Raw genomic sequence first — 23,799 nt, 5'->3', positions numbered from 1 at the left:
CTGGTGCGGCCGCTCGACTTCCGTCGGCCGCACCGACTACCGGCGGTACGGCCGACCAGCGCCTGCCAGCCGCATCAGCCCCCGTCGACCGACTCAGCTCCCGGCGACAGCTTCTGCCAGCGCCTGGGCCACGTCGGCCAGCAGGTCCGCCGAGTTCTCGGCGCCCACCGAGAAGCGGATGAAGCCTTCCGGCACCGCGTCGCCGCCCCAGCGGGCCCGCCGTTCGGCGGTGGAACGGACCCCGCCGAAGCTGGTCGCGTCCTCGGCCAGCCGGAGCGCCGAGAGGAAGCGCTCGGCGGTCTCCCGGTCGGCCAGTACGAACGAGACCACGGAGCCGAAGCGCCGCATCTGGCGGACGGCCTTCGGGTAAGAGGGGTCGGTGGGCAGGCCGGGGTAGCGCAGCCCGGTCACTTCCGGGTGCTCGGTGAGCGCCTCGGCCAGAGCGAGGGCGTTCGCGCACTGGCGCTCGATCCGCAGCTCCAGGGTGGCCAGCGAGCGGTGTGCGAGCCACGCCTCCATCGGCCCCGGGATCGCGCCGACCACCTTGCGCCAGCGCCGCACCCCCGCCGCCAGCTCGGGATCGAGGCAGGCCACGTGGCCGAGCAGGATGTCGCCGTGCCCGGTCATGCCCTTGGTGTCGCTGGCCACCGAGAAGTCGGCGCCCAGCTCCAGCGGGCGCTGGCCGAGCGGGGTGGCGAGCGTGTTGTCCACGGCCACCAGCGTCCCGCCCGCGTGCGCGGCCTCGACGAGCCGCCGCACGTCACAGACGTCGAGCCCGGGATTGGACGGGGTCTCGATCCACAGCAGCCTGGCGCCCGACAGGGCGTCCAGCTGGGCATCGCCCCCGGTCGGGGCGGTCCGCACCTCGACCCCGTACGCCTCCAGCTGTGCCCGTACCAACGGGAGCGCCTGGTATCCGTCGTCGGGCAGCACGATCACGTCACCGCTGCGCGCCTGGGACAGCAGCACGGCCGAGACCGCCGCCATTCCGGAGGCGAAGACCGTGGTCTGGACGCTCTCCCCCGGCGCTTCGAGCTCGCCGATGGCCCGTTCCAGATGGGTCCAGGTCGGGTTGGTGTCGCGGCCGTAGGTGTAGGGGCCGACCGGCTCGCCGGAGAGGTGGAAGTGTGCGGCGAAGACCGGGCCGGGGAGAGTCGGCTCGTACTGCTCCGGTTCCGGCAGGCCGGCACGTACCGCGCGGGTTCCGTCGCCCATGGTGCTCATACTGCGTCCTCACTTCTCTCCCCGGTCCGTCACCGGTACTGCCTGCACTGTTCCAGGTGTACGCGGATCAGTCCTCGTCGGGCAGGACCACGTTCAGCGCCCAGGAGACGATCGAGATGATCAGTCCGCCGAGGACGGCGGTCCAGAAGCCGTCGACGTGGAAGCTCAGATCGAACTGGTCGGCCAGCCAGGAGGTCAGCATCAGCATCAGTGCGTTCACGACGAGGGTGAACAGCCCCAGCGTGAGGATGAAGAGCGGCAGTGTGAGCAGCTTCAGGACCGGCTTCACGCAGAAGTTGACCAGGCCGAAGATCAGCGCGACCACGATCAGGGTCAGGACCTTGCGGCCGGTGCTGCCGCCGGTCAGCGTGATGTCGTGGAGCAGCCAGATGGCCACTGCCAGCGCACCTGCGTTGGCGATCGTCTTGACTACGAAATTCTTCATGTGTCTGATCGTGGCAGACATGATCGGTGGCGGACACCGGCCGGGTATACGTAAGGGACGGACAGGCCATGAAGGCATTCAGACTGGACGAGCTGGAGGCGGAACGGGCCGCCAACGACGGCGCTTATCTGCAGTTCGTGCGTGAACGGAACATGTCTGTAGGCCTGTACGCGCTGGACGCCGGCGAGCTCGACCCGCAGCAGCCGCACAAGCAGGACGAGGTCTACCTGGTCGTCAGCGGGCGCGCTTCGATCACCGTGGGCATGGAAACCACGCAGGTGGGCAGAGGAAGCGTTGTGTACGTACCTGCCGGCACGGCTCACAAGTTCCACCACATCACCGAGGACCTGCGGGTGATGGTGGTCTTTTCGCCGCCCGAGGGCTGAGGGGGCCGGGAGACGGAGCGGTCTCTCGGGGATCCCTAAGGGTTCGATCAGGGGAGTTCAAGGGATGCGAGGCCCCCGCAGACCACCGCTGCCCCTCTAGCATCGGAGCAGGAACTCACAGAGACGAGGTAGGACAGATGGCCGTGCGGGAGATATTCGCGGGAATGCCCTGGTGGGTGAAGTGGATCGCGGTGCCCGTCATCGCGATCGTCGTGTTCGGTGGTCTGATCGCCAGCGTGGTCGGCTTCGTCGTCTGGCTGCTCTTCAAGGTCCTGATCTTCGTGGTCCTGGTCGGCGGGATCGTCTTCCTCGTGCGGAAGTTCATGTCGTCCTCCTCCTCGCGCGGCGACTGGTAGAAGACCGGTGGCGACCGGTGGCCGCACCACCGGTAGCACGGTTAGCCCAGGTGAGCGAAGCGGAAGACGAAACAGCAACCCTTCCGGACGCTGCCGATACAGTGGAAATCCGCTGCCGCCGCCCGGGAGAGCACCGTCAGTCACCACCTGACCAGTGGTGGGCAGGGCATCCGGCCTCCGGACCCGAACCTGCGGCAGACATGTGGGGGCGGCCTCCACAGGCGGGCTGACCGCCCGTCACCATGCCTGGGGGTGACCGTTGACCACGGCATCGAGTACCGCTGTGCCGACGTTGATCGGATCGGTGCAGCGGGCGCTGAGGCTGCTGGAGGCAGTGGGCGCCCATCGCGACGGGGCGCCGGCCAAACAGCTCGCACGTGAGGCGGGGCTTCCACTGCCCACCGCCTACCACCTGCTTCGTACCCTCACCCATGAGGGATATCTGCGCCGTGAGAACGGCGTCTTCCTCTTCGGCGCCGCCGCCGAGCGGCTGGTGGGCGACGGCGCTCTGCAGAACCGGCGCAGCCGGATGGCCCAGTCCCTGGGCCGCTGGCGCGACATCATCGGCGCCCCGGTCTACTGCGCCGTCTACCGCGACGGCGAGATCGAACTCCTCGCGGTCTCCGACACCCCGGCCGCGCCCGCGGTGGACGAATGGGCCGCCTTCCAGGAGACCGGGCACGCCCACGCGATCGGCCAGTGTCTGCTGAGCCAGCTCGACGAGAAGGCCCGCGAGGACCACCTGGACCGCCATCCGGTCCGTCCGCTGACCCGCTACTCGGTACGCGACCGTCCGGCGCTCCTTGAACGGCTGCGGTCGCTGGAGCGAATGGAACCCGTCATCGAGCGGCAGGAGTACGCACTCGGGACGGTCTGCGCGGCCATCCCGATCGCGGCCGGTTTCACGGCAGCGGCGATGGCCATTTCGGTACCCCTGGATCAGGAAGAACGGTTGCTCCCCGCAGTCGAACGACTACGTGGCGAAGTGGCCAGCCTCTTGCGTTCGTTCGTGTTCTCTATCAGTATCTGAAAAATCACTCCTTGTGATCTGCTATCGCGTGCACCACGATGGCGTCAATAGGGCCATGGGGGATCATTCCTGGCCAGATTCATCTACTGCGGGGTTGAACGATGCGCGAGTCGGTTCAAGCTGAGGTCATGATGAGCTTCCTCGTCTCCGAGGAGCTCTCATTCCGTATCCCGGTGGAGCTCCGGTACGAAGTGTGCGATCCGTACGCGATCCGGATGACCTTCCATCTCCCCGGCGATGCCCCCGTCACCTGGGCTTTTGGCCGTGAGCTGCTGCTCGACGGCCTGAACAGCCCCAGTGGTGACGGCGACGTACACATCGGGCCGACCGAGCCCGAAGGACTGTGCGACGTCCACATCCGGCTCCAGGTGGGGGCGGACCGCGCCCTCTTCAGGGCGGGTACAGCACCTCTTGTGGCCTTTCTCGACCGGACGGACAAGCTCGTCCCGCTCGGCCAGGAGTGCACGCTGGGTGACTTCGAGGGCAATCTGGAAGAGGCATTGGGGCGAATTCTGGCCGAGGAACAGAACGCCGGCTGACGGGGAACCGCCTCTCCGGCCCCTGGTGCCGGTCGAACACCACACCTGCCGAACGGGTGAATCACTCTCCGTGTGCAACTGTTCAGGCCTTCGCCCGTCGCCGGCGTCCTCTGCCACTCCGTACGGGTGCCGAAGCTTCGGCTTCCGCGCCGACCCCCGTACGGTCCGCGGAGACGACCAGTGCCGCGAGCGCGGTGGTCACCGGCACCGAGGCGACCAGCCCGATCGAGCCGACCAGCGTCCGCACGATCTCCTCCGCCACCAGCTCGCTGTTGGCCACCGTGCCCACGCTGCTCTGGGCGATCGAGAACAGCAGCAGCAGCGGAAGCGCGGCGCCCGCATAGGCGAGCACCAGGGTGTTGACCACCGAGGCGATGTGATCCCTTCCGATTCTGATACCTGCCCGGTAAAGCTGCTTCGCACTCATCGTCGGGTCCGCCTGGTGCAGTTCCCAGACGGCCGAGGTCTGGGTGACCGTCACATCGTCGAGCACGCCCAGGGAACCGATGATGACGCCGGCCAGAAGCAGACCGCTCATGTCGATGTGCGGATACAGGCCGTGGATGAGGCCCGTACTGTCGTCGGTGTTCCCGCTCAGGCTCGCCCAGCCGATGAAGAGTGAGCCGAGCAGCCCGATCAGCAGCAGTGAGATCAGGGTGCCGATGACCGCGACCGAGGTGCGGGCGGTCAGCCCGTGGCAGATGTAGAGGGCGATCAGCATGATGGCGCCGGCCCCGACCACCGCCACGACCAGCGGATTCGAGCCCTGCAGAATGGCCGGAAGGATGAACAGGGTCAGCACGGCGAACGACAGGGCGAGCGCCACCAGCGCCATGACCCCGCGCAGTCTGCCCACCACGACCACCGCGACGGCGAAGATCCCGGCCAGCAGCGCCATCGGGAACTTCCGGTTCACGTCCGTCACGGAGTACTGGAGGTCGTGGGGCGCGTCGGGGGCGTACGCGACGACGACTTCCTGCCCCTCCCGGAGCTGTCGCGGAGCGCCTGGCTGGATCACCTCGATGAAGGCGCGCCCCTTGTCCTCGCCGCTTGTGACCTCGACCGTGGCCTTCTCGCAGTCCGCGGCCCCGCCGCCACCGGTGGCCGGGTCCTTGGCGGACGGGGTCTCGCCGTCGACGGGCAGCTGGGCCGCGTTCACGTCCTTGCAGTCGACCTTGTCGATGTTCACCACCTTGGCCTGCTGGGTCTGCCGGTCGAAACCGACACCGGTGCGCTCGTGCGCCGGCGCACCACCGGGCCAGAGCACCACGAGACCGACGGCGACCGCGGCCGCGAACGGGATCAGTACGGCGGCGATCACCTTGCGCAGGTGCTTGGACACGGGTGCGGCGGGTCCGTGCGAGTGCGTGTGGGCGTGCTGATGGGACGGCTGCTCGGGAACGATATGGGGGGACGTCACCGGCCGATCATCGCAAGACGAGCGGGGCCCACTGTTCAGCACACCCGTGAGGGCGTTAGCGTGGTGGCACCTTTGCACACGCGGGAGCTCGGAGCACCGGGCTGAGAGGGCGCTGATCTCCGTACGTCCGTACGGGACAAGCTGCGCCGACCGCCGAACCTGTTACCGGGTAATGCCGGCGTAGGGAGTAGGTCTCATGACCACAGCGGACGCACGTATGCCTGCCTCGAATCAGAGCGACGAGGCCGGGAAGTCCATCGGCTGGCACAAGGGGTACGTCCAGGGCTCGCGCCCGGACCTCCGGGTGCCGGTCCGTCAGGTGCACCTCAGCAACGGCAAGGACGTGACGCTCTACGACACGTCGGGGCCGTACACAGATCCGGGTATCGACACCGATGTCCGCCGCGGACTCGCGCCGTTGCGCGAGAACTGGATCATCGCCCGCGGCGACACCGAGGAGTACGCGGGCCGGGCCGCCCGTCCCGAGGACGACGGGATCAAGCACACCTCGCCGCGCGGCGGGCTGCGCAATCTGGACGCGGTCTTCCCCGGCCGCCCGCGCCAGCCGCGGCGCAGCCGGGACGGGAGCCCGGTGACCCAGCTCGGGTACGCCCGACGCGGCGAGATCACCCCGGAGATGGAGTACGTGGCGATCCGGGAGAACGTCGCGCCCGAGGTGGTGCGCGAGGAGATCGCCGCGGGCCGGGCCGTGCTGCCGGCCAACGTCAACCACCCGGAGATCGAGCCGATGATCATCGGCAAGCGGTTCCTGGTGAAGGTGAACGCCAACATCGGCAACTCCGCGGTGACGTCCTCCATCGAGGAGGAGGTGGACAAGATGACCTGGGCGACCAAGTGGGGCGCCGACACGGTCATGGACCTTTCCACCGGGCGCAACATCCACACCACCCGTGAGTGGGTACTTCGCAACTCCCCCGTGCCGATCGGCACCGTGCCCCTCTACCAGGCCCTCGAGAAGGTCGACGGCAGGGCGGAGGAGCTGACTTGGGAGATCTACAAGGACACCGTGATCGAGCAGGCCGAGCAGGGCGTCGACTACATGACGGTCCACGCCGGCGTGCGCCTGCCGTACGTGCCGCTGACCGCCCGCCGCAAGACCGGCATCGTCTCCCGGGGAGGCTCGATCATGGCGGCCTGGTGCCTCGCGCACCACAAGGAGTCGTTCCTGTACGAGCACTTCGAGGAGCTCTGCACGATCCTCGCCTCGTACGACGTGACGTACTCGCTGGGTGACGGGCTGCGGCCCGGATCGATCGCGGACGCCAACGACGAGGCGCAGTTCGCCGAACTGCGCACGCTCGGCGAACTGAACACGGTTGCCAAGCGGCTAGGCGTCCAGACGATGATCGAGGGTCCCGGGCACGTCCCGATGCACAAGATCAAGGAGAACATCGACCTCCAGCAGGAGATCTGCGAGGAGGCGCCGTTCTACACGCTCGGCCCGCTGACCACCGATGTCGCTCCGGCGTACGACCACATCACCTCGGGCATCGGCGCGGCGATGATCGCCTGGTGGGGGACGGCGATGCTCTGTTACGTCACACCCAAGGAGCACCTCGGCCTGCCCAACCGGGACGATGTGAAGACCGGCGTGATCACCTACCGGATCGCGGCCCATGCGGCGGACCTCGCCAAGGGGCACCCGGGGGCGCAGGAGTGGGACGACGCGCTGTCGGACGCCCGGTTCGAGTTCCGGTGGGAGGACCAGTTCAACCTGGCACTCGACCCGGACACGGCACGGGAGTTCCATGACGAGACGCTGCCGGCCGAGCCGGCGAAGACGGCGCACTTCTGCTCGATGTGCGGTCCGAAGTTCTGCTCCATGAAGATCAGCAGGAGCATCACCGAGCAGTTCGCCCCCGACCTGGTCGCCTCGGCCTCGGACGAGGAGATCGAGGCGGGGATGCTGGAGAAGTCCAAGGAGTTCGCGGCGAGCGGGAACCGGGTGTACCTGCCGCTGGCGGACTGACGCTCACCGGTGGGCGTCCCGCGCCCCCGACCGGTTCTGCCAGGTCGGGGGCCCGGGCCGGGGGCGTGGGACGGTGGCGTGGGTCGGTGGCGCGGCACGTCCGTGCCCCCGGCCGGTCCGCGCAATGGCCTGATCAAGGACGCGGTGAGCGTGCGTCAGGCTTCGGAGTCCGGGTGGTCAGCCACGCCGAACGGGTTGTCGATGACGTATCGCCAGAACCCGTCCTCCCCGCGGCGGGCGATGTCCGTCGCCGTGCCCGCGATACGGACGTCGCTTCCGTCGGCGGCGACTCCTTCGACGAGCCAGTCCACGATCAGGAGCGCGATGCCGCCCGCCTGGTACGTCCGGCGTGGAGTCACCCTGATCGGGACCCGCAGCGCGAGGAACTCGCCGTTGGCGCGGAGCCGCTGCGACCCCGTCGTCGGTTCGCCGGGGCGCGGTACGAAGACCGAGCCGGGCTCGTACACGAGGTCGAGGATCTCGGGGTCGAACGTGTTGAACGCCCGCGCGAGGGCGTGCGGATGCCCGGCGGCATCCGTGGCGAGCTGCACACTGGTGGAATGCGTCATACCTTCAGACAACAGTCCGTTGACGTGGGTCACCAAGCGGAAACCCTCGCGGGGCCGGATCGCGGACTGGCGCCGACCGAGCGCGGCCGCACCAGCCGTCCCGATCCGGGCTGTCCCGTCGAGGTGGCGCTCGCAGCGGTCTCCGGGCGCTGGACGACGCTCGTCCTGCGGGAACTCATGGGCGGCCCGCTCGGATTCACGGACCTGCGGGAACGGCTGCCGCAGCTTTCGGCGAAGGTGCTGAGCCAGCGGCTCCGGGAGCTCCGGGACGGCGGTCTGGTGTCGGCGGAGCGACTGCGCGGTTTTCCGGTGCGTACTCGATACGCGCTGACGGACGGGGGACGGACGCTGCGGCCCTTGCTGATCGAGCTCTACGCCACCGGTGAGGCCCTGCTGGGGCTGAGTGCCGGCCGTGAAGGGGAACCGCAGAGCTCCTGACCGTGCCTCGCGCCGGGACCCGGACGCGGCCCGGTCAGTCCATCTCGTGTTCCGGCCCGCCGAAGTCGGGGCTGGTGAAGTCCGGGCTGGTGAAGGTCGGCCGGGGCGCGGCCGCCGGCCCGTCGTCCGGGCTGGAGAAGTCCGGCCTGCTGTAGCCGATCTTCGGGATGCGGTTGGCCGAGGGATAGGGGGTACGGGCGGCGGGGGCGGCGCCCGGGTCGGCCAGCGCGTCCCGCAGGAACGGCAGGATGCCCCGCTCCAGCAGCGCGTGCCGCCAGGCCTCTCGGGCCCGCGCCACGTCCTCCGGCAGTTCCTCGCCGGGGTCGTCGGCGGCCAGCGACGTGGAGCCGTTGCGCAGGGCAGCCACGAGGAGGCCGACGGCGGCGATCAGGATGGCGGCCGCGGTGAGGGCCGTGAAGACCCAGCCGGCGCCGACCATGGTCCCCGCGAAGGACGGCGGCGGGCTCAGCATCTTCAGGATGTAGCCGACCAGCAGGAAGATCACCGCGGCCGTGCCCGCCAGCACCGGGGCCAGGACCGTGACGACGGCTCCTATGCCGGCCCCCGACCCGTTGGGATCGTCGGCGCCCAAGCCCGCGGCGCCATCCTGGTCGGAGCCGGCCGTACTGGTACGCAGCTCGTCGCGGGCCTTCACGTAGTGCTCGTACTCGGTGGCCGCTGTGGCGGTGATCAGGGCGGTGGCGGCCATCGCCATGGTGCGCAGCTGAACCGGGTTGAGCCGTTCACCGACTGCGGCCAGATCTGGTCGTTCATGGGCGTGACGCAGCGCGTCGTCGAGGATCCGCTCGTACTCGGGGCGGTCCTCGGTCAGCAGGTGCGGAGCGCTGTTCATGTGCATCCCCCGATGCTCCGTAGGGCCTGTGTGCCCGATTCACCGGGCAGTAAGGCGGAAACGGAGGAGAGCCTGCTACTGGTACGCCGATGGTAGAGCGCCCACGGCACAGGGTGACAGGGGGTTTCCGGAAATAGGCCCAGTGGTCGGCACGGTCAGGTCGTTGATGCGTCTTCCCCGAAGAACGTCAGTCATGCAGGGGGAGTTGGACGACCAGTAGCTTTCCGGCCATGGTCACTCCGCCGTCCATGGCGATGGCGAGCCCGTCCGCGTACACGTGCGGGCCGTCCACCAGCGGGCCCGCGTTGTCCTCGCCGTCCTCGGAACCGACCTCACCGAGCAGATACGGAATGGGGCTGTGACCATGGACGACGCGCCGGCCGCCGTAGGCCGCCATCAGCTGCTGGACGGCCTGCGGGCCCGACTCGTCGCGGAAGGCGAAGCGCTTGGTGAGCTTGCGGAAGAGGTCCCAGCACTCGTCGGCGTCGTTCCGCGTCAGGATGGCGTGCACCGTGTCGTTGACGTCCTCGATGGTGGAGCCGTAGTCGAGGTAGGCCGTGGTGTCCGAGTGCATCAGCAGATGCCCGTCCTCCTCGACGACCGCGTCGAGCCGGGACATCCACTGGAGGTGGACGTCCTGGAGGCGCTCCATGTCGCTCTTCTGGCCGCCGTTGAGCAGCCATGCGGCCTGGAAGGTGGCGGTGCCGGCGCCCGAGTTCACCGGGGTGTCGGCGAACCGCTTGGCGCCCAGGAGCAGCAGTTCGTGGTTGCCCATCAGGGCCTTGCAGTAGCCGCCGGCGGCCGCGGCCTCGGCGGACAGCCGCATCACGAGGTCGATGACGCCGATGCCGTCGGGCCCCCGGTCGGTGAAGTCGCCGAGGAACCAGAGCCGCGCGTTGCCCGCGGACCAGTTGCCCTCGCCGTCGATCAGGCCCTGCTCGGTGAGCGCGGCGTGCAGCTCGTCCAGATATCCGTGGACGTCCCCCACCACGTACAGGGGTCCGAGCTCCGGATCCTGCGCGGGCCGCGGTTCGGGAACGGCCCGCACCTGGACGGTCTTCTCGCGGGTGATCACCGGAAGGTCGCGCGCGGTGGGGGTGTACCCCTCCGGCGCCTCACCTTCCGGGAAGGCGTTGCCCGGGTGCGGAGCCGCCGGCGGTGCCGGGGACTGCGCATAGGGCGGTACGCGGAAGTCGCGCAATGTCGCCGTCCGCACCGCGGGTTCCTGACCGGCCCCCTGTGTCATCGACCCCTCCACCACCGTCGCGCCGCCGTACACCTGACGGGCCCTGCTGGTCGGGGCGGTCCGCGGTGTCGTCCGCCCATCATAGGAATGCGAATCGTGCTCTGTGACGCACCAGGGGTGGTGAATCCGAACGCACCCCGGGTTCGTCGGCCGATTGATCCCAATTGGTCTGATCAATCCCCTGCCGGAGAGCGCGGTGCGCTGACCGTGGTGCGGGGCGGACGGCGTTGGGAGGAGGTCCGGACGATGAGTTCCGTCGGTATCACCTGCTCCACCGGGCCGTCCTGGTCGACGCCTTCGATGGCGTCGATGAGCAGTTGTACGACCGCCGTGCCGATTCTGCGGGGTTTGAGCGAGAGCGTGGTGATGGGCGGCTCGGTCGTCGCGTAGACGGTGGATTCGCTGCAGCACACCAGCAGCAGGTCCTCAGGGACCCGCAGGCCGTACCGGCGGGCCGCCGCGAGCAGATCGGTGCCGTTGGGGTCGAAGAGCCCGTAGACGGCGTCGGGGCGGTCCGGACGGGCCAGCAGGCGGTCTGCGGCCACCGCGCCCGCGCACGGGTCGTGGGCGGGGTAGGACTCGTACACCGGATCCTGGCCCACCCGCTCGCACCAGTGGAGGTACGCGGTGGTGGAGAGCCGGGTGTACGTGTCGGTGGTGGTGCCGGTGAGCAGCCCGATGCGGCGGGCTCCGGCGGCGGCGAGGTGGTCGAGGAGGTCGAGCACGGCGGCCCGGTGGTCGTTGTCCACCCAGGCGGTGACCGGGAGGGTCCCGGCCGGCCTGCCGTCGGAGACGACGGGCAGCCCTTGGCGGACGAGTTCGGTGACGACCGGGTCCTGGTCGGACGGGTCGATGACGACGGTGCCGTCGAGGGCGACGTTCGACCAGACGTCGTGGCGTGAGGTGGCGGGCAGGATGACGAGGGCGTAGCCGCGGGCCAGCGCGGCGGAAGTGGCCGCTCTGGCCATCTCGGCGAAGTACGCGAATTCGGTGAAGGTGAAGGGTTCGTCCCCGTAGGTCGTCACGGTCAGGCCGATCAGGCCGGACTTGCCGGTACGGAGGGTTCGGGCCGCGGCGGAAGGGCGGTAGCCCAGGCGCTCGGCGACCTCGCGGACATGGCGGCGGGTGGCGTCCGGGAGCCTGCCCTTGCCGTTGAGCGCGTCGGAGACAGTCGTGATGGAGACTCCGGCGGCGGCGGCCACATCCCGGATTCCTGCTCGGCCCCGCCTGCCGCCGCGCCGGGGGGTCTCCGTCCGGCTCACCTGGTGCTTCCCTGCTGCTGTCATGGCGAGCCGATAGTAGGGCTCGCACGGGCAGTTGGTCCGATCGCATATGCACGCGTTGACAGGCACGTTTCTGCATGATCATTTGGCGTCAATGCCCTTGGGAAACAATGGTGTTGGCGGCCAGGACCATCATGTGTCGGGTGTCGGACCTGATGGGCCTGTCGTAGGGGTGAGGTCTCGAAGAGGTCTCAACTCACCTCTTCGAGGGACGCGCGCCACGGAGTGAGCCACCGGCGCGCGCCAGGGGGAGGAGCGCTCCCCCTCATTCCGGGGCCCACCGGACGAATCCTCGGAGCTGCCGTTCGCAGCGGCGCTCAATCCTCATAAGGTGAGCAGTATTGATGTGTACAGATGGTCGAGGAGGACCCGCGGTGAGCGAGACGAGCCCCAAGTTGCGTGCCGAGCTGGACGGCGTTCCCGCCTATGTGCCGGGCAAGCCGGCCGCGGCGGACGGACCGGTCGCCTTCAAGCTGTCCTCCAACGAGAATCCGTATCCGCCGCTGCCGGGGGTGATGGAGTCCACGATGGCCGCGGCCGCGCACTTCAACCGTTACCCGGACCTGGCCTGCACCGGTCTGATGAACGAGCTGTCCGACCGTTTCGGCGTGCCGGTCTCGCACCTGGCCACCGGAACCGGCTCGGTCGGGGTGGCGCAGCAGCTGCTCCAGGCCACCTCGGGGCCGGGCGACGAGGTCATCTACGCCTGGCGCTCCTTCGAGGCGTACCCGATCATCACGCAGGTCAGCGGTGCGACGTCGGTGAAGGTGCCGCTGACCGACGGTGAGGTGCACGACCTGGACGCGATGGCGGACGCGATCACCGACCGGACCCGGATGATCCTCGTCTGCAACCCGAACAACCCGACCGGCACCGTGGTGCGCCGGGCCGAGCTGGAGCGGTTCCTGGACCGGGTGCCGGGCGATGTGCTCGTGGTGCTGGACGAGGCGTACAAGGAGTTCATCCGCGACGCGGACGTGCCGGACGGCATCGAGATCTACCGGGACCGGCCCAATGTGGCGGTGCTGCGGACGTTCTCCAAGGCCTACGGGCTGGCGGGGCTGCGGGTCGGCTTCGCGGTGGCCCACGAGCCGGTGGCGGCCGCGCTGCGCAAGACGGCGGTGCCGTTCGGCGTGAGCCAGCTCGCGCAGGACGCCGCGGTGGCCTCGCTGCGCGCCGAGGACGAACTCCTGGGCCGGGTGGGGTCCTTGGTGTGTGAGCGGGAGCGGGTGTACGAGGCGCTGGTGCGGCAGGGGTGGACGGTGCCGGAGTCCCAGGCGAACTTCGTCTGGCTGCGGCTGGGGGACCGTACCGCCGACTTCGCCGCGGTCTGCGAGAAGGCCGGCGTGGTGGTCCGGCCGTTCGCGGGCGAGGGCGTCCGGGTCACGATCGGTGAGAACGAGGCGAACGACCTGTTCCTGAAGGTGACGGAGTCGTACCGCAAGGAGCTGTAGCTCCCGGAGCCGGCCCCTCGGGCCCCGTATCCCGTGCGCGATCCAGCGCACGGGATACGGGGCCCGTGCGCGTGCCCAGGCGGGTGTGAGCGTGCCGGGCGGGTGTGAGCGTTCCCGGCGGTGAGGGTTCCGGGCCGGGCGCGGGGATGGCGTTCCTGCCCGGTGCGGACGTGTCCGCTTCGGGGCGAATGCTCATCCTGTCCCGAGAGGGGTACCCCCCTCGAAGATCCCGAAAGTCTGTGCGCCATAATTGCTTGTGAATGTGAACGCGTTCACAAGCGTGTCCTGGTTCCTCCCAAGATGAGTCGGATTCAAAGGACAAAATGCCGGTGCAACTACGGCGACGTAAGGAGAAGACGACGTGGAGCTAGCTCTGGCGCCGGAGACCCTGGCGCGATGGCAGTTCGGAACGACCACCGTCTACCACTTCCTCTTCGTTCCCCTGACGATCTCGCTCGCCGCGCTCACCGCGGGCCTGCAGACCGCCTGGGTGCGGACGAACAACGAGAAGTACCTCAGGGCCACCAAGTTCTGGGGAAAGCTCTTCCTGATCAACATCGCCATGGGCGTTGTCACCGGCATCGTCCAGGAGTTCCAGTTCGGCATGAACTGGTCGGACTACTCGCGGTTCGTCGGGGACATCTTCGGTGCCCCGCTGGCGTTCGAGGCGCTGATCGCGTTCTTCTTCGAGTCGACCTTCATCGGCCTGTGGATCTTCGGCTGGGACAAGCTGCCGAAGAAGATCCACCTCGCCTGCATCTGGATGGTCTCGCTCGGCACCATCCTCTCCGCGTACTTCATCCTGGCGGCCAACTCCTGGATGCAGCACCCGGTCGGCTACCGCATCAACAAGGAACGCGGACGCGCGGAGCTCACGGACTTCTGGCACGTACTCACCCAGAACACCGCGCTCGCCCAGTTCTTCCACACCATCACGGCGGCCTTCCTGGTCGGCGGGGCGTTCATGGTCGGCATCGCCGCCTTCCACCTGGCTCGCAAGAAGCACATCCCGGTGATGCGGACCTCGCTGCGGCTGGGGCTGATCACCGTGGTGATCGCCGGTCTGCTCACCGCCATCAGCGGCGACCAGCTGGGCAAGGTGATGTTCAAGCAGCAGCCGATGAAGATGGCGGCGGCCGAGGCGCTGTGGGACGGGCAGAACTCCGCGCCCTTCTCGATCTTCGCGTACGGAGACGTCAGCCAGGGGCACAACTCCGTGGAGATCTCGATCCCCGGAATACTGTCCTTCCTCGCCGACGACAACTTCGACTCCTACGTCCCCGGCATCAACGACATCAACAAGGCCGAGCAGGAGAAGTACGGGCCCGGCGACTACCGGCCCAACATCCCGGTCGCCTTCTGGAGCTTCCGGTGGATGATCGGCTTCGGGATGGCGTCCTTCGCCCTCGGCATCCTGGGACTGTGGCTGACCCGGAAGAAGTTCATGCTCCCACCGGGCATGCGGACCGGTGAGGACGAAGTCCCGCATCTGGTCCTGTTCAAGAACAAGGCGCTGAGTCCCAAGCTCGCCAAGTGCTACTGGATCGTCGCCCTGTGGACCCTGCTCTTCCCGCTGATCGCCAACTCCTGGGGCTGGATCTTCACCGAGACGGGCCGGCAGCCGTGGGTCGTCTACGGCGTGCTGCAGACCCGCCACGCGGTCTCCCCCGGCGTCTCGCAGGGCGAGGTGCTCACCTCGATGATCCTCTTCACCCTGCTCTACGCGGCGCTCGCCGTGGTCGAGGTCAAGCTGCTCGTGAAGTACATCAAGGCCGGACCTCCGGAGCTCACGGACGACGACCTCAACCCGCCCACCAGGATCGGCGGCGACCATGACGACGCCGACCGGCCCATGGCCTTCTCCTACTGAGAGCGCAGGAGCCGAGAGATGGAACTCCACGACGTCTGGTTCGTGCTCATCGCCGTCCTCTGGACCGGCTACTTCTTCCTGGAGGGATTCGACTTCGGGATCGGCGTGCTCACCAAGCTGCTGGCCCGCGACCGAAAGGAACGACGGGTCCTGATCAACACGATCGGGCCCGTCTGGGACGGCAACGAGGTCTGGCTGCTCAGCGCCGGCGGCGCGACCTTCGCCGCGTTCCCCGAGTGGTACGCCACGCTGTTCTCCGGTTTCTATCTGCCGCTGCTGATCATCCTGCTCTGCCTGATCGTGCGCGGTGTCGCCTTCGAGTACCGGGCCAAGCGGCCCGAGGAGAAGTGGCAGAACAACTGGGAGAACGCGATCTTCTGGACCTCGCTGATCCCCGCCCTGCTCTGGGGTGTGGCCTTCGGGAACATCGTGCGCGGCGTCAAGATCGACGCGGACATGGAGTACGTGGGCAACTTCTGGGATCTCCTCAACCCGTACTCGATCCTCGGCGGGCTGGTCACGCTCTCCCTCTTCACCTTCCACGGAACGGTGTTCGCGGGGCTCAAGACGGTCGGCGACATCCGGGTCAGGGCACGTGCGCTCGCCCTGAAGCTGGGCGCGGTCACCGCGGTGCTGGCGCTGGGCTTCCTGATCTGGACCCAGGCCGACAACGGTGACGGCTGGAGCCTGATCGCGATGATCATCGCCGTGGTCTCCCTGGTCGGGGCGATCGGAGCCGTCGCGGCGGGGCGCGAGGGCTGGTCCTTCGCCCTCTCCGGTGTGACCATCACGGCCGCGGTCGCGATGCTCTTCCTGACGCTCTTCCCGAACGTCATGCCGTCCTCGCTGAACGATGCGTGGAGCCTCACGGTCACCAACGCCTCGTCCACGCCGTACACGCTGAAGATCATGACCTGGTGCGCCGGGATCGCCACCCCCGTGGTGCTCCTGTACCAGGGCTGGACGTACTGGGTGTTCCGCAAGCGGATCGGTACGCACCACATCGCCGACGCGCACTGATCGGTACGGACCACACAGCTGAACGCACAGAACGCAGTGAATGCCTTGACCGAGCCGAGTTCCATGGGGTGTTTCACGTGAAACCGATCGACCCGCGCCTGCTCCGCCACGCCCGTGCCACCCGCCTCTTCCTGGTGGCCGTGGTGGTACTCGGAGTGGCCGGAGCGGCGCTGGTCATCGCCCAGGCCATGCTCGTCGCCGAAGTGGTGGTGGGTGGTTTCGAGGACGGGCTCACCGGGTCCGGACTGCGTACGCCGCTCCTGCTCCTCGCGGCGGTCGCGCTCGGCCGGGCCCTGGTCTCCTGGCTCACCGAGCTGGCCGCCCACCGGGCTGGTGCGGCCGTCAAGTCGGAGCTGCGCGGGCGGCTGCTCGACCGGGCGGCCGCGCTGGGCCCGGAATGGCTGAGCGGGCAGCGCACCGGCTCGCTGGTGACGCTCGCCACCCGGGGCATCGACGCGCTCGACGACTACTTCGCCCGGTATCTGCCGCAGCTCGGGCTCGCGGTGGTGGTGCCGGTGGCGGTGCTCGCCCGGGTGGTCACAGAGGACTGGATCTCGGCGGCGATCATCGTCGTGACCCTCCCCCTCATCCCGCTCTTCATGATCCTGATCGGCTGGGCGACCCAGTCGCGGATGGACCGCCAGTGGCGGCTGCTCTCGCGGCTCTCCGGCCACTTCCTCGACGTGGTCGCCGGGCTGCCCACGCTGAAGGTCTTCGGCCGGGCCAAGGCCCAGGCCGAGTCCATCCGCACCATCACCTCGCAGTACCGGCTGGCGACCGTGCGCACGCTGCGGATCGCCTTCCTGTCCTCCTTCGCCCTCGAGTTGCTCGCGACGCTCTCGGTGGCGCTCGTCGCCGTCACCATCGGCATGCGGCTGGTTCACGGCGAACTCGACCTCTACACCGGCCTGGTGGTGCTGATCCTCGCGCCGGAGGCCTATCTGCCGCTCCGGCAGGTCGGGGCGCAGTACCACGCCGCGGCCGAGGGACTGTCGGCCGCCGAAGAGATCTTCTCGGTCCTGGAGACCGAGCCGCGTGCGGGCGGTACGCGGGAGGTCCCGAAGTCGCTGCGGCTGGAGCTGGACGGGGTGACCGTCCGGCACACCGGGCGCACCGAGCCCTCGCTCGCCGGGGCGTCGCTGGTGGTGGAGGAGGGGGAGACCGTCGCCCTGGTCGGCCCGAGCGGCGTGGGCAAGTCCACCCTGCTGAACGTGGTGCTGGGCTTCGCCGCACCGGACGAGGGGCGGGTACGGGTCGGCGGCACCGACCTGGCGGACCTCTCCCCCGAACGCTGGCGGGAGCGGATCGCCTGGGTCCCGCAGCGCCCGCACCTCTTCGCCGGCACGATCGCGGAGAACGTACGGCTGGCCCGGCCGGAGGCGGACGACAGCGCGGTGACGGCCGCACTGCGCGACGCCGGGGCATACGACTTCGTGGCGGCCCTGCCCGATGGTGCCGCGACCCTCCTCGGCGAGGACGGCGCGGGCCTCTCCGCCGGGCAGCGGCAGCGTCTCGCGCTCGCCCGCGCCTTTCTCGCCGACCGGCCGGTGCTGCTGCTCGACGAGCCGACCGCGAGCCTGGACGGCGAGACGGAGGCGGGCATCGTGGAGGCGGTACGCCGGCTGGCGGCCGGCCGGACCGTGCTGCTGGTGGTGCACCGGCCGGCCCTCCTCTCGGTCGCCGACCGCGTGGTGGCGCTGGAGCCGGCCGGGGCGTCCGGGCCCGCTGCCCCGGCCGTCCCCCTCGCCGTGCCGCGTCCGGCCGGCGCCCCCGACGACCTCATCGGGGTCCCGGAGGCGCGGGGGCCCGAGGTGCTGTGGGACACCGCCGCCCGGACCGGGCACGTGCTGGCCCGGGTCAGGGAGGCCGCCGGGGCACAGCGCGGCAGGCTCGCGCTCGCCCTGCTGCTGGGCAGCCTCGCGCTGGGCTCGGCGGTCGGCCTCATGGCCGTCTCCGGCTGGCTGATCTCCCGCGCCTCCGAACAGCCCCCCGTGCTCTACCTGATGGTCGCGGTGACGGCGACCCGTGCCTTCGGCATCGGACGGGCGGTCTTCCGCTACGCCGAACGCCTCGTCTCGCACGACGCGGTGCTCAGGATGCTCGCCGCGCTGCGGGTCGACGTCTACCGGGGCCTGGAGCGCATCGCGCCCGCAGGCCTGCGCCGGACCCGGCGCGGGGATCTGCTCTCGCGGCTCGTCGCCGATGTGGACGCACTGCAGGACTACTGGCTGCGCTGGCTGCTGCCCGCCGGGACCGCGGTCGTTGTCGGCGCGGCGACTGCCGGCTTCACCGGCTGGCTGCTGCCGGAGGCGGGTGCCGTGCTCGCCGTCGGACTGCTGCTCGCCGGGGTCGGGGTCCCGCTCGTCAGCGGCGCCTGCGCCCGGCGCACCGAGCGCCGGCTGGCGCCCGCCCGCGCCGATCTGGCGACCCGGATCACCGACCTGCTCGGCGGGACGGCCGAACTGACCGTGGCCGGCGCCCTGCCCGGACGCTCGGCCAGGACCCGGGAGGCCGACGGCGTCCTCACCCGGATCGCCTCCAGGGCGGCGACCGTCACCGCGCTCGGCGGCGGACTGACGGCGCTGATCGGCGGCCTCACCGTGGTCGCCGCCGCACTCGTCGCCCTCCCCGCGGTGGCCGACGGGCGGCTGGCCGGAGTGGAGCTCGCCGTCGTCGTCCTCACCCCGCTGGCCGCCTTCGAGGCCGTCACCGGTCTCCCGCTCGCCGTGCAGTACCGGCAACGCGTCAAGCGGAGCGCGGAGCGGGTGTACGAGGTGCTGGACGCCCCGGTGCCGGTGCGCGAACCCGCCACCCCGGCCGAGGCGCCGGCCTCGCCCTTCCCGCTGGAGGTACGGGGGCTGTCCGCCCGGTACGCGGGGGCACGGCAGGACGCCCTGGACTCCGTGGACCTCACGCTGGAGGCCGGCCGGCGCATCGCAGTCGTGGGCCCGTCGGGTTCCGGGAAGACCACGCTCGCCCAGGTCCTGCTCCGCTTCCTGGACGCGCGGGCGGGGACCTACCGGATCGGGGGTGTGGAGGCGTCCGCGCTGGACGGGGACACGGTCCGGCGGTTCGTCGGGCTCTGCGCCCAGGACGCCCACATCTTCGACAGCTCCATCCGGGAGAACCTGCGTCTCGCCCGTACCGGAGCGACCGACGCGGAACTGCGCGACGCCCTCGCGCAGGCCCGGCTGCTCGACTGGGCCGAGGCGCTGCCGGAGGGCCTCGACACCCTGGTCGGCGAGCACGGGGCCCGCCTCTCGGGGGGCCAGCGGCAGCGGCTCGCACTGGCCCGCGCGCTGCTGGCGGACTTCCCCGTGCTCGTTCTGGACGAGCCCGCCGAGCACCTCGACCTGCCGACCGCGGACGCCCTGACGGCCGACCTGCTGGCGGCGACCCGAGGACGTACGACGGTGCTGATCACCCACCGCCTCGAAGGCCTGGACGCGGTCGACGAGGTGGTGGTCCTGGACGCGGGTGCGGTGGTGCAGCGTGGTCCGTACGCGGCACTCGTGGCGGTGGACGGGCCGCTGAGCCGGATGCTGGCGCGCGAGCGCGAGACCGTGCGGGAGCCGGAGGCGGCGACGCAGGGGGGCGTGCGTGGCTGAGCGGTACCTGCCCGAGGGATACGGATGTGAGGGGTACGGGTCTGCGAGATCCCACCGGTCTTCGACTTTCCCCAACAAAAGGGACTAACTACGCTCTGGGTATGTCAGAGCAGGGTCCGAAGGACTCGAAGGATTCGAAGTACCCGGAGCACCCCGAGGGCCCCGAGGACACCGCGCGTCCGGAGGAGTCGCTCCAGGCCGCGACGGAGGCGACCCGCAGTCTGCGCGGCCTGTCCACCGAACTCACCGCCCGCGTACCGCAGCTGCTGGAGGCCATGCGCTCCGTCGGCACCGGGCTCGAACTGCACACCACCCTCGACCGGATCTGCGAGACGGCGGCCGAGCTGGCCCACGCCCGCTACGCGGCCATCGGCGTCGTGGACGAGGAGGGCAAGGGCCTCTCGGACTTCGTCACCTACGGCGTTCCGGGGCCGGTGGCGCGCGAGGTCGGCCACCGGCCGAGCGGCCACCGGGGCCTGCTCGGCGCGCTGATCCACGACCCCCGCCCCGTGCGGCTCGCGGATCTGACGGCCGATCCCCGGTTCGCCGGATTCCCGCCGGGCCACCCCCCGATGCGCACGTTCCTCGGCGTACCGATCCGGGTGCAGGGCGAGATCTTCGGCAACCTCTATCTGTCCGAGAAGGACGGCGGGGGCGAGTTCACCGACTACGACCTGCACATGGTGCGGGTGCTGGCCACCGAGGCCGGTATCGCCATCGGCAACGCCCGGCTGTACGAGGCTGCCCGGCAGCGCGAGCGCTGGATCGACGGCTCGGTGGCCGTGACCACCGCCCTGCTCTCCGGCGGGGACGCCGACGACGCCCTCGCGGTCGTGGCCGAACAGGCCCGCCACCTCGCCGCATCCGCCGCCGGGATCGTGCTGCTGCCCGCCGAGGACGGCGGCCTGGAGATCGTCGCCGTGTCCGCGACGGAGCCGACCGGGGCGCTCGGGGTGATCATCCCGGCGCAGAGCCCGGTGGTGGGGATGCTGCTGGGCGGCGAGGCCGTCTTCATGGACGACTCCGCCACCGACCCCCGCATGGTCACCACGCTGGCGGACCGGTTCGGGCCGAGCATGCTCCTTCCGCTGCACAGCGGGGGCCGGGTGCTCGGCGCGCTCGCCACCCCGCGTGCCCGGGGCGACCGGCCCTTCACGGAGACGGAGCGGACCCTCGCCGCCCAGTTCGCCTCGCAGGCCGCGCTGGCGCTGATGATGGCCGAGGCGCAGCGGGACCGGGAGCGGCTCGCGGTCTACGAGGACCGGGACAGGATCGCCCGTGACCTGCACGACCTGGTCATCCAGCGGCTGTTCGCCACCGGGATGATGCTGGAGAGCGCTCAGCGCCGCTCGGACGTGCCGGAGGTGCAGACCGGCGTCGGCCGGGCGGTCGACGAGCTGGACGTGACCATCCAGGAGATCCGTACCGCCATCTTCGCGTTGCAGCAGGAGCCGGCCGAGGCGCCGTCGGGGCTGCGCACCCGGGTGCTGCGCGAGATCAACATGGCCGCGGTCCCGCTGGGCTTCAAGCCGGCACACCGCTTTCTCGGCCCGGTCGACGCGGTGGTCGGTGAGCTGACCGGGAAGAACCTGATCGCTGCGTTGCGGGAGGCGCTGTCCAACGCCTTCCGGCATGCCGTGGCATCACGGATCGACGTGGTCGTGGACGCGACCGCCACGCTCCCCGACGGCCGGGACGCGGTACGGCTGACGGTCGCCGACGACGGTGTGGGCATCCCGCCGGGCGGCCGGCGCAGCGGGCTGCGGAACCTGGCCCGCCGGGCGGAGTCGCTGGGCGGGGCCAGCTGGTTCGGGCCCGGCCTCGGGGAGGACGGCGGGGGTACGACGGTGGTGTGGGAAGCACCGCTCTGACGGGCCCCTGCCCGCGTGCCCAGGCGGTCCGGTACCGGCTCGCGCCGCTTCAGAGCTCCGTGCCGGACGGCGCCTGCTCCGGGACAGCCCGGTCCGCGACAGCCCGCTCGGCGATGATCCGCTCGATGACGACCGCGACGCCGTCCTCGTTGTTGGTCGACGTACGGCCGGTGGCCGCCGCCAGAGCGGCCGGGTGGGCGTTGCCCATCGCGTAGGAGGTGCCGGCCCAGCTCAGCATCTCCACGTCGTTGGGCATGTCACCGAACGCGACGACCTCGGCGGGGGAGACGCCGCGCTCGGCGCAGCAGAGCTCCAGCGTGCTGGCCTTGGAGACGCCCGGGCCGCTGACCTCCAGGAGGGCGCTCGGGCTGGACCGGGTGAAGGACGCCCGGTCGCCCGCGGCCGTCCGGGCCAGGGCGAGGAAATCGTCCGGGGCCAGTTCTCCGTGGTGGGCGAGGAGCTTCAGCACGGGGGCGCCGGTGCCGGGTGTCTCCTCGTGCAGGAGCTTCTCCGCGATGGCCACGGTCGCGCCGGGATCGAGGTGGAAGGGCGGGTAGCTCGGCTCGTAGTGGATGCCCGTGGCCAGCTCGACGGCGAACGAGGTGCCGGGGGCGGCCGCGCGCAGGGTCTGTACGACGTCCAGGGCGGTGGCCCGGTCCAGGGCGCGGACCTTCAGCAGCCGACCGCCGTCGTGCAGGTCCGCGACGGCGGCGCCGTTGGCGCAGATCGCCAGGCCGTGGCCGTGGACGTGGTCGCTGACGACGCCCATCCAGCGGGCAGGGCGACCCGTGACGAAGAAGACCTCGATCCCGGCCTGCTCGGCGGCGGCGAGCGCCGCGACCGTACGGTCCGAGACGGTCTTGTCGTCGCGCAGGAGGGTGCCGTCCAGATCGGTGGCGATCAGCCGGATAGCGGAGGGAAGAGGGCGGTCGGTAGCTGAGGTCACCGCTCCATTCTCGCGTACCAGGGTGCACGGGCGTGCGTAGGGGCGCACATCTGAGTACGCACGCTCCTGAACAGGGTGACATTCCATTGGCATATGCCGTGCGTGTCACCTGCGCCGCGCCCGCTCGATCGGCCGCCGGACACCGGTACTGCCGCTTTCCGGACCTGCCCGCCGGCCGGCCGGCCGATGTGCTGATTTCATCGCTCGGTGGCTGCGCGCGTGCCGCTCCCCGGCCGGACGTCCCGCCGAGGCGATACGCGTACCCGATTCCGACTACGTGATGGGGAGAGCGAAAGTGCGACTGTCTTTGAGTGAGCTGCGGTCCAGGGGCGCCGTGTTCCGGGAACTGCACAACGGTCCCGAACCCTTCGTGATCCCCAACCCGTGGAACGCGGGCACCGCCCGGATCCTGGCCGGGCTCGGTTTCCCGGCGCTCGCGACGACCAGTGCCGGTCTCGCCGCGGCCCTCGGCCTGCCGGACGGCTCCAATCTGCTGGACCGCGACACGGTGCTCGCGAACGCCCGGGAGATCGCTGCCGCGACGCCGCTGCCGGTCTCCGCCGATCTGGAGAGCGGCTTCGCGCAGAATCCGGAGGGCGTTGCCGAGACCATTCGCGCGGCTGCGGAGGCGGGACTGGTGGGCGGCTCGGTGGAGGACGCCACGGGGCTGCCCGGCGACCCGGTCCGTCCGCTCGCCGAGGCGGTGGACCGGGTGACGGCGGCGGTGGAGGCGGCGCGGGGCCTGCCCTTCCCGTTCACCCTCACCGCACGCGCCGAGAACTTCCTCTACGGGCGCCCCGACCTCGACGACACGATCCGTCGACTGCAGGCCTACGAGGAGGCGGGCGCCGATGTCCTGTACGCGCCCGGACTCCCGTCGGCCGAGGCCGTGCGCACCGTGTGCGCCTCGGTCGGGCGGCCGGTCAACGTCCTCGCGGGGGGCCCGCAGCCGGCGTGGGACGTGTCCGCGCTCGCGGCCTGCGGGGTGCGCCGGATCAGCCTGGGATCGACCCTGTCCCGGGCGGCGCTGGGCGGATTCGTCCGGGCGGCCCGCGAGGTGCTCGACCACGGGACCTTCGAATTCGCCGCACAGGCCCCGCCCTACGGAGACGTGAACCGCTGGATGACGGGTACGGGCGAAGCCCAGGGTTAGGGCCAATGCCGTTCGGTTAGTCGTCTGGCGGGCTTGGCGATGCGTTGATCTGGATGTGGACGGCGGTTCTGTGGGTTCGGTGGTCGGTGTTGCGGCCG

At 70.2% G+C, this 23,799-nt stretch carries 20 protein-coding genes and 1 riboswitch; of the genes, 12 read left to right on the top strand and 8 right to left on the bottom strand.

The features are described 5' to 3' along the window. Nucleotides 1-93 precede the first annotated feature (93 nt). Nucleotides 94-1,224 carry a cystathionine gamma-lyase gene (locus ACGFU6_RS25825; protein ID WP_393614258.1) on the bottom strand — a complete coding sequence of 377 codons (1,131 nt, stop codon included), beginning with the start codon at nt 1,222-1,224 and terminating at the stop codon, nt 94-96. 67 nt (nt 1,225-1,291) lie between these two features. Continuing rightward, nucleotides 1,292-1,669, bottom strand: a complete 378-nt coding sequence (locus tag ACGFU6_RS25820) for a phage holin family protein (RefSeq protein ID WP_393614256.1) — start codon at nt 1,667-1,669, stop codon at nt 1,292-1,294. A gap of 68 nt (nt 1,670-1,737) precedes the next feature. Here ACGFU6_RS25820 and ACGFU6_RS25815 point away from each other — a divergent pair, with 68 nt between their 5' ends. The 4 genes from ACGFU6_RS25815 (at nt 1,738) to ACGFU6_RS25800 (ending at nt 3,980) form a co-directional block, all read left to right on the top strand. Then, a complete protein-coding gene (locus tag ACGFU6_RS25815; RefSeq protein ID WP_123460477.1) occupies nt 1,738-2,055 on the top strand; it encodes a cupin domain-containing protein in 318 nt (105 codons plus the stop codon). A gap of 143 nt (nt 2,056-2,198) precedes the next feature. Continuing rightward, nucleotides 2,199-2,411, top strand: a complete 213-nt coding sequence (locus tag ACGFU6_RS25810; protein ID WP_024489556.1) for a DUF5326 family protein — start codon at nt 2,199-2,201, stop codon at nt 2,409-2,411. Between the two features lie 259 nt (nt 2,412-2,670). Then, a complete protein-coding gene (locus ACGFU6_RS25805) occupies nt 2,671-3,441 on the top strand; it encodes an IclR family transcriptional regulator (RefSeq protein WP_393614254.1) in 771 nt (256 codons plus the stop codon). A 101-nt stretch (nt 3,442-3,542) separates the two neighbouring features. Then, on the top strand, nt 3,543-3,980 hold the full coding sequence (locus ACGFU6_RS25800) for an SsgA family sporulation/cell division regulator (protein ID WP_024489558.1): 438 nt from the start codon (nt 3,543-3,545) through the stop codon (nt 3,978-3,980). Between the two features lie 82 nt (nt 3,981-4,062). Here the strand turns inward: ACGFU6_RS25800 and ACGFU6_RS25795 are convergent, their stop codons facing one another. Continuing rightward, entirely contained in the window at nt 4,063-5,400 is a 1,338-nt protein-coding gene (locus ACGFU6_RS25795; protein ID WP_393614252.1) for a YibE/F family protein, read from the bottom strand. Nucleotides 5,401-5,470: 70 nt separating this feature from the next. After that, nucleotides 5,471-5,604, top strand: a riboswitch (TPP riboswitch). On the opposite strand from ACGFU6_RS25795, the gene thiC reads away from it, so the two are divergent. Next, nucleotides 5,597-7,390 (top strand): phosphomethylpyrimidine synthase ThiC, encoded by a 1,794-nt coding sequence (gene thiC, locus ACGFU6_RS25790; RefSeq protein ID WP_393614250.1) that lies wholly within the window; start codon nt 5,597-5,599, stop codon nt 7,388-7,390. It overlaps the preceding riboswitch by 8 nt. Nucleotides 7,391-7,545: 155 nt before the next feature. On the opposite strand, the gene ACGFU6_RS25785 is transcribed toward thiC, so the two are convergent. Then, complete coding sequence (locus ACGFU6_RS25785) at nt 7,546-7,959, bottom strand: YybH family protein (protein ID WP_393614248.1); 414 nt, start codon at nt 7,957-7,959, stop codon at nt 7,546-7,548. A gap of 24 nt (nt 7,960-7,983) precedes the next feature. Between ACGFU6_RS25785 and ACGFU6_RS25780 the strand changes: the two genes are divergently transcribed. Then, nucleotides 7,984-8,397, top strand: a complete 414-nt coding sequence (locus ACGFU6_RS25780; protein WP_393614247.1) for a winged helix-turn-helix transcriptional regulator — start codon at nt 7,984-7,986, stop codon at nt 8,395-8,397. 34 nt (nt 8,398-8,431) lie between these two features. Here the strand turns inward: ACGFU6_RS25780 and ACGFU6_RS25775 are convergent, their stop codons facing one another. The 3 genes from ACGFU6_RS25775 to ACGFU6_RS25765 all read right to left on the bottom strand — a co-directional run bounded on the left by ACGFU6_RS25775 (nt 8,432) and on the right by ACGFU6_RS25765 (nt 11,782). Beyond that, complete coding sequence (locus tag ACGFU6_RS25775) at nt 8,432-9,256, bottom strand: hypothetical protein (protein WP_393614246.1); 825 nt, start codon at nt 9,254-9,256, stop codon at nt 8,432-8,434. Between the two features lie 181 nt (nt 9,257-9,437). Then, entirely contained in the window at nt 9,438-10,496 is a 1,059-nt protein-coding gene (locus ACGFU6_RS25770; RefSeq protein WP_393614244.1) for a metallophosphoesterase, read from the bottom strand. A gap of 173 nt (nt 10,497-10,669) precedes the next feature. Then, nucleotides 10,670-11,782 carry a LacI family DNA-binding transcriptional regulator gene (locus ACGFU6_RS25765; protein ID WP_078617615.1) on the bottom strand — a complete coding sequence of 371 codons (1,113 nt, stop codon included), beginning with the start codon at nt 11,780-11,782 and terminating at the stop codon, nt 10,670-10,672. Between the two features lie 371 nt (nt 11,783-12,153). Between ACGFU6_RS25765 and hisC the strand changes: the two genes are divergently transcribed. From hisC to ACGFU6_RS25740, 5 genes are all read left to right on the top strand, one after another. Next, nucleotides 12,154-13,233, top strand: a complete 1,080-nt coding sequence (hisC, locus tag ACGFU6_RS25760) for a histidinol-phosphate transaminase (RefSeq protein ID WP_393614242.1) — start codon at nt 12,154-12,156, stop codon at nt 13,231-13,233. A 361-nt stretch (nt 13,234-13,594) separates the two neighbouring features. Further along, complete coding sequence (locus ACGFU6_RS25755) at nt 13,595-15,103, top strand: cytochrome ubiquinol oxidase subunit I (RefSeq protein ID WP_393614240.1); 1,509 nt, start codon at nt 13,595-13,597, stop codon at nt 15,101-15,103. Between the two features lie 18 nt (nt 15,104-15,121). Continuing rightward, nucleotides 15,122-16,123: a cytochrome d ubiquinol oxidase subunit II gene (gene cydB / locus ACGFU6_RS25750; RefSeq protein ID WP_123524823.1), complete on the top strand. Its 1,002-nt coding sequence runs from the start codon at nt 15,122-15,124 to the stop codon at nt 16,121-16,123. Between the two features lie 77 nt (nt 16,124-16,200). Further along, nucleotides 16,201-19,731 (top strand): thiol reductant ABC exporter subunit CydD, encoded by a 3,531-nt coding sequence (gene cydD, locus ACGFU6_RS25745; protein WP_393614238.1) that lies wholly within the window; start codon nt 16,201-16,203, stop codon nt 19,729-19,731. A gap of 101 nt (nt 19,732-19,832) precedes the next feature. Continuing rightward, nucleotides 19,833-21,602: a GAF domain-containing sensor histidine kinase gene (locus ACGFU6_RS25740; protein ID WP_393614236.1), complete on the top strand. Its 1,770-nt coding sequence runs from the start codon at nt 19,833-19,835 to the stop codon at nt 21,600-21,602. A 49-nt stretch (nt 21,603-21,651) separates the two neighbouring features. On the opposite strand, the gene ACGFU6_RS25735 is transcribed toward ACGFU6_RS25740, so the two are convergent. After that, nucleotides 21,652-22,548: a Cof-type HAD-IIB family hydrolase gene (locus ACGFU6_RS25735; RefSeq protein ID WP_393614235.1), complete on the bottom strand. Its 897-nt coding sequence runs from the start codon at nt 22,546-22,548 to the stop codon at nt 21,652-21,654. Between the two features lie 295 nt (nt 22,549-22,843). Between ACGFU6_RS25735 and ACGFU6_RS25730 the strand changes: the two genes are divergently transcribed. Further along, nucleotides 22,844-23,701 (top strand): oxaloacetate decarboxylase, encoded by an 858-nt coding sequence (locus ACGFU6_RS25730; protein WP_393614233.1) that lies wholly within the window; start codon nt 22,844-22,846, stop codon nt 23,699-23,701. The last annotated feature ends 98 nt before the right edge of the window (nt 23,702-23,799 follow it).

Origin of the sequence: Streptomyces sp. NPDC048462 (assembly GCF_043200175.1) — a bacterium.
Classification (GTDB): domain Bacteria; phylum Actinomycetota; class Actinomycetes; order Streptomycetales; family Streptomycetaceae; genus Streptomyces.
Note: the sequence above shows the minus strand (reverse complement) of the source record. Positions and strands in the feature narration are given on the sequence as shown.

What these genes read in the sequence shown, in the direction of transcription:
- ACGFU6_RS25825 (WP_393614258.1), bottom strand. Translation starts at nt 1,224, where the DNA reads ATGAGCACCATGGGCGACGGAACCCGCGCGGTACGTGCCGGCCTGCCG.
- ACGFU6_RS25820 (WP_393614256.1), bottom strand. Translation starts at nt 1,669, where the DNA reads ATGAAGAATTTCGTAGTCAAGACGATCGCCAACGCAGGTGCGCTGGCA.
- ACGFU6_RS25815 (WP_123460477.1), top strand. Translation starts at nt 1,738, where the DNA reads ATGAAGGCATTCAGACTGGACGAGCTGGAGGCGGAACGGGCCGCCAAC.
- ACGFU6_RS25800 (WP_024489558.1), top strand. Translation starts at nt 3,543, where the DNA reads ATGCGCGAGTCGGTTCAAGCTGAGGTCATGATGAGCTTCCTCGTCTCC.
- thiC (WP_393614250.1), top strand. Translation starts at nt 5,597, where the DNA reads ATGACCACAGCGGACGCACGTATGCCTGCCTCGAATCAGAGCGACGAG.
- ACGFU6_RS25785 (WP_393614248.1), bottom strand. Translation starts at nt 7,959, where the DNA reads ATGACGCATTCCACCAGTGTGCAGCTCGCCACGGATGCCGCCGGGCAT.
- ACGFU6_RS25775 (WP_393614246.1), bottom strand. Translation starts at nt 9,256, where the DNA reads ATGCACATGAACAGCGCTCCGCACCTGCTGACCGAGGACCGCCCCGAG.
- ACGFU6_RS25770 (WP_393614244.1), bottom strand. Translation starts at nt 10,496, where the DNA reads ATGACACAGGGGGCCGGTCAGGAACCCGCGGTGCGGACGGCGACATTG.
- ACGFU6_RS25765 (WP_078617615.1), bottom strand. Translation starts at nt 11,782, where the DNA reads ATGACAGCAGCAGGGAAGCACCAGGTGAGCCGGACGGAGACCCCCCGG.
- cydB (WP_123524823.1), top strand. Translation starts at nt 15,122, where the DNA reads ATGGAACTCCACGACGTCTGGTTCGTGCTCATCGCCGTCCTCTGGACC.
- ACGFU6_RS25740 (WP_393614236.1), top strand. Translation starts at nt 19,833, where the DNA reads ATGTCAGAGCAGGGTCCGAAGGACTCGAAGGATTCGAAGTACCCGGAG.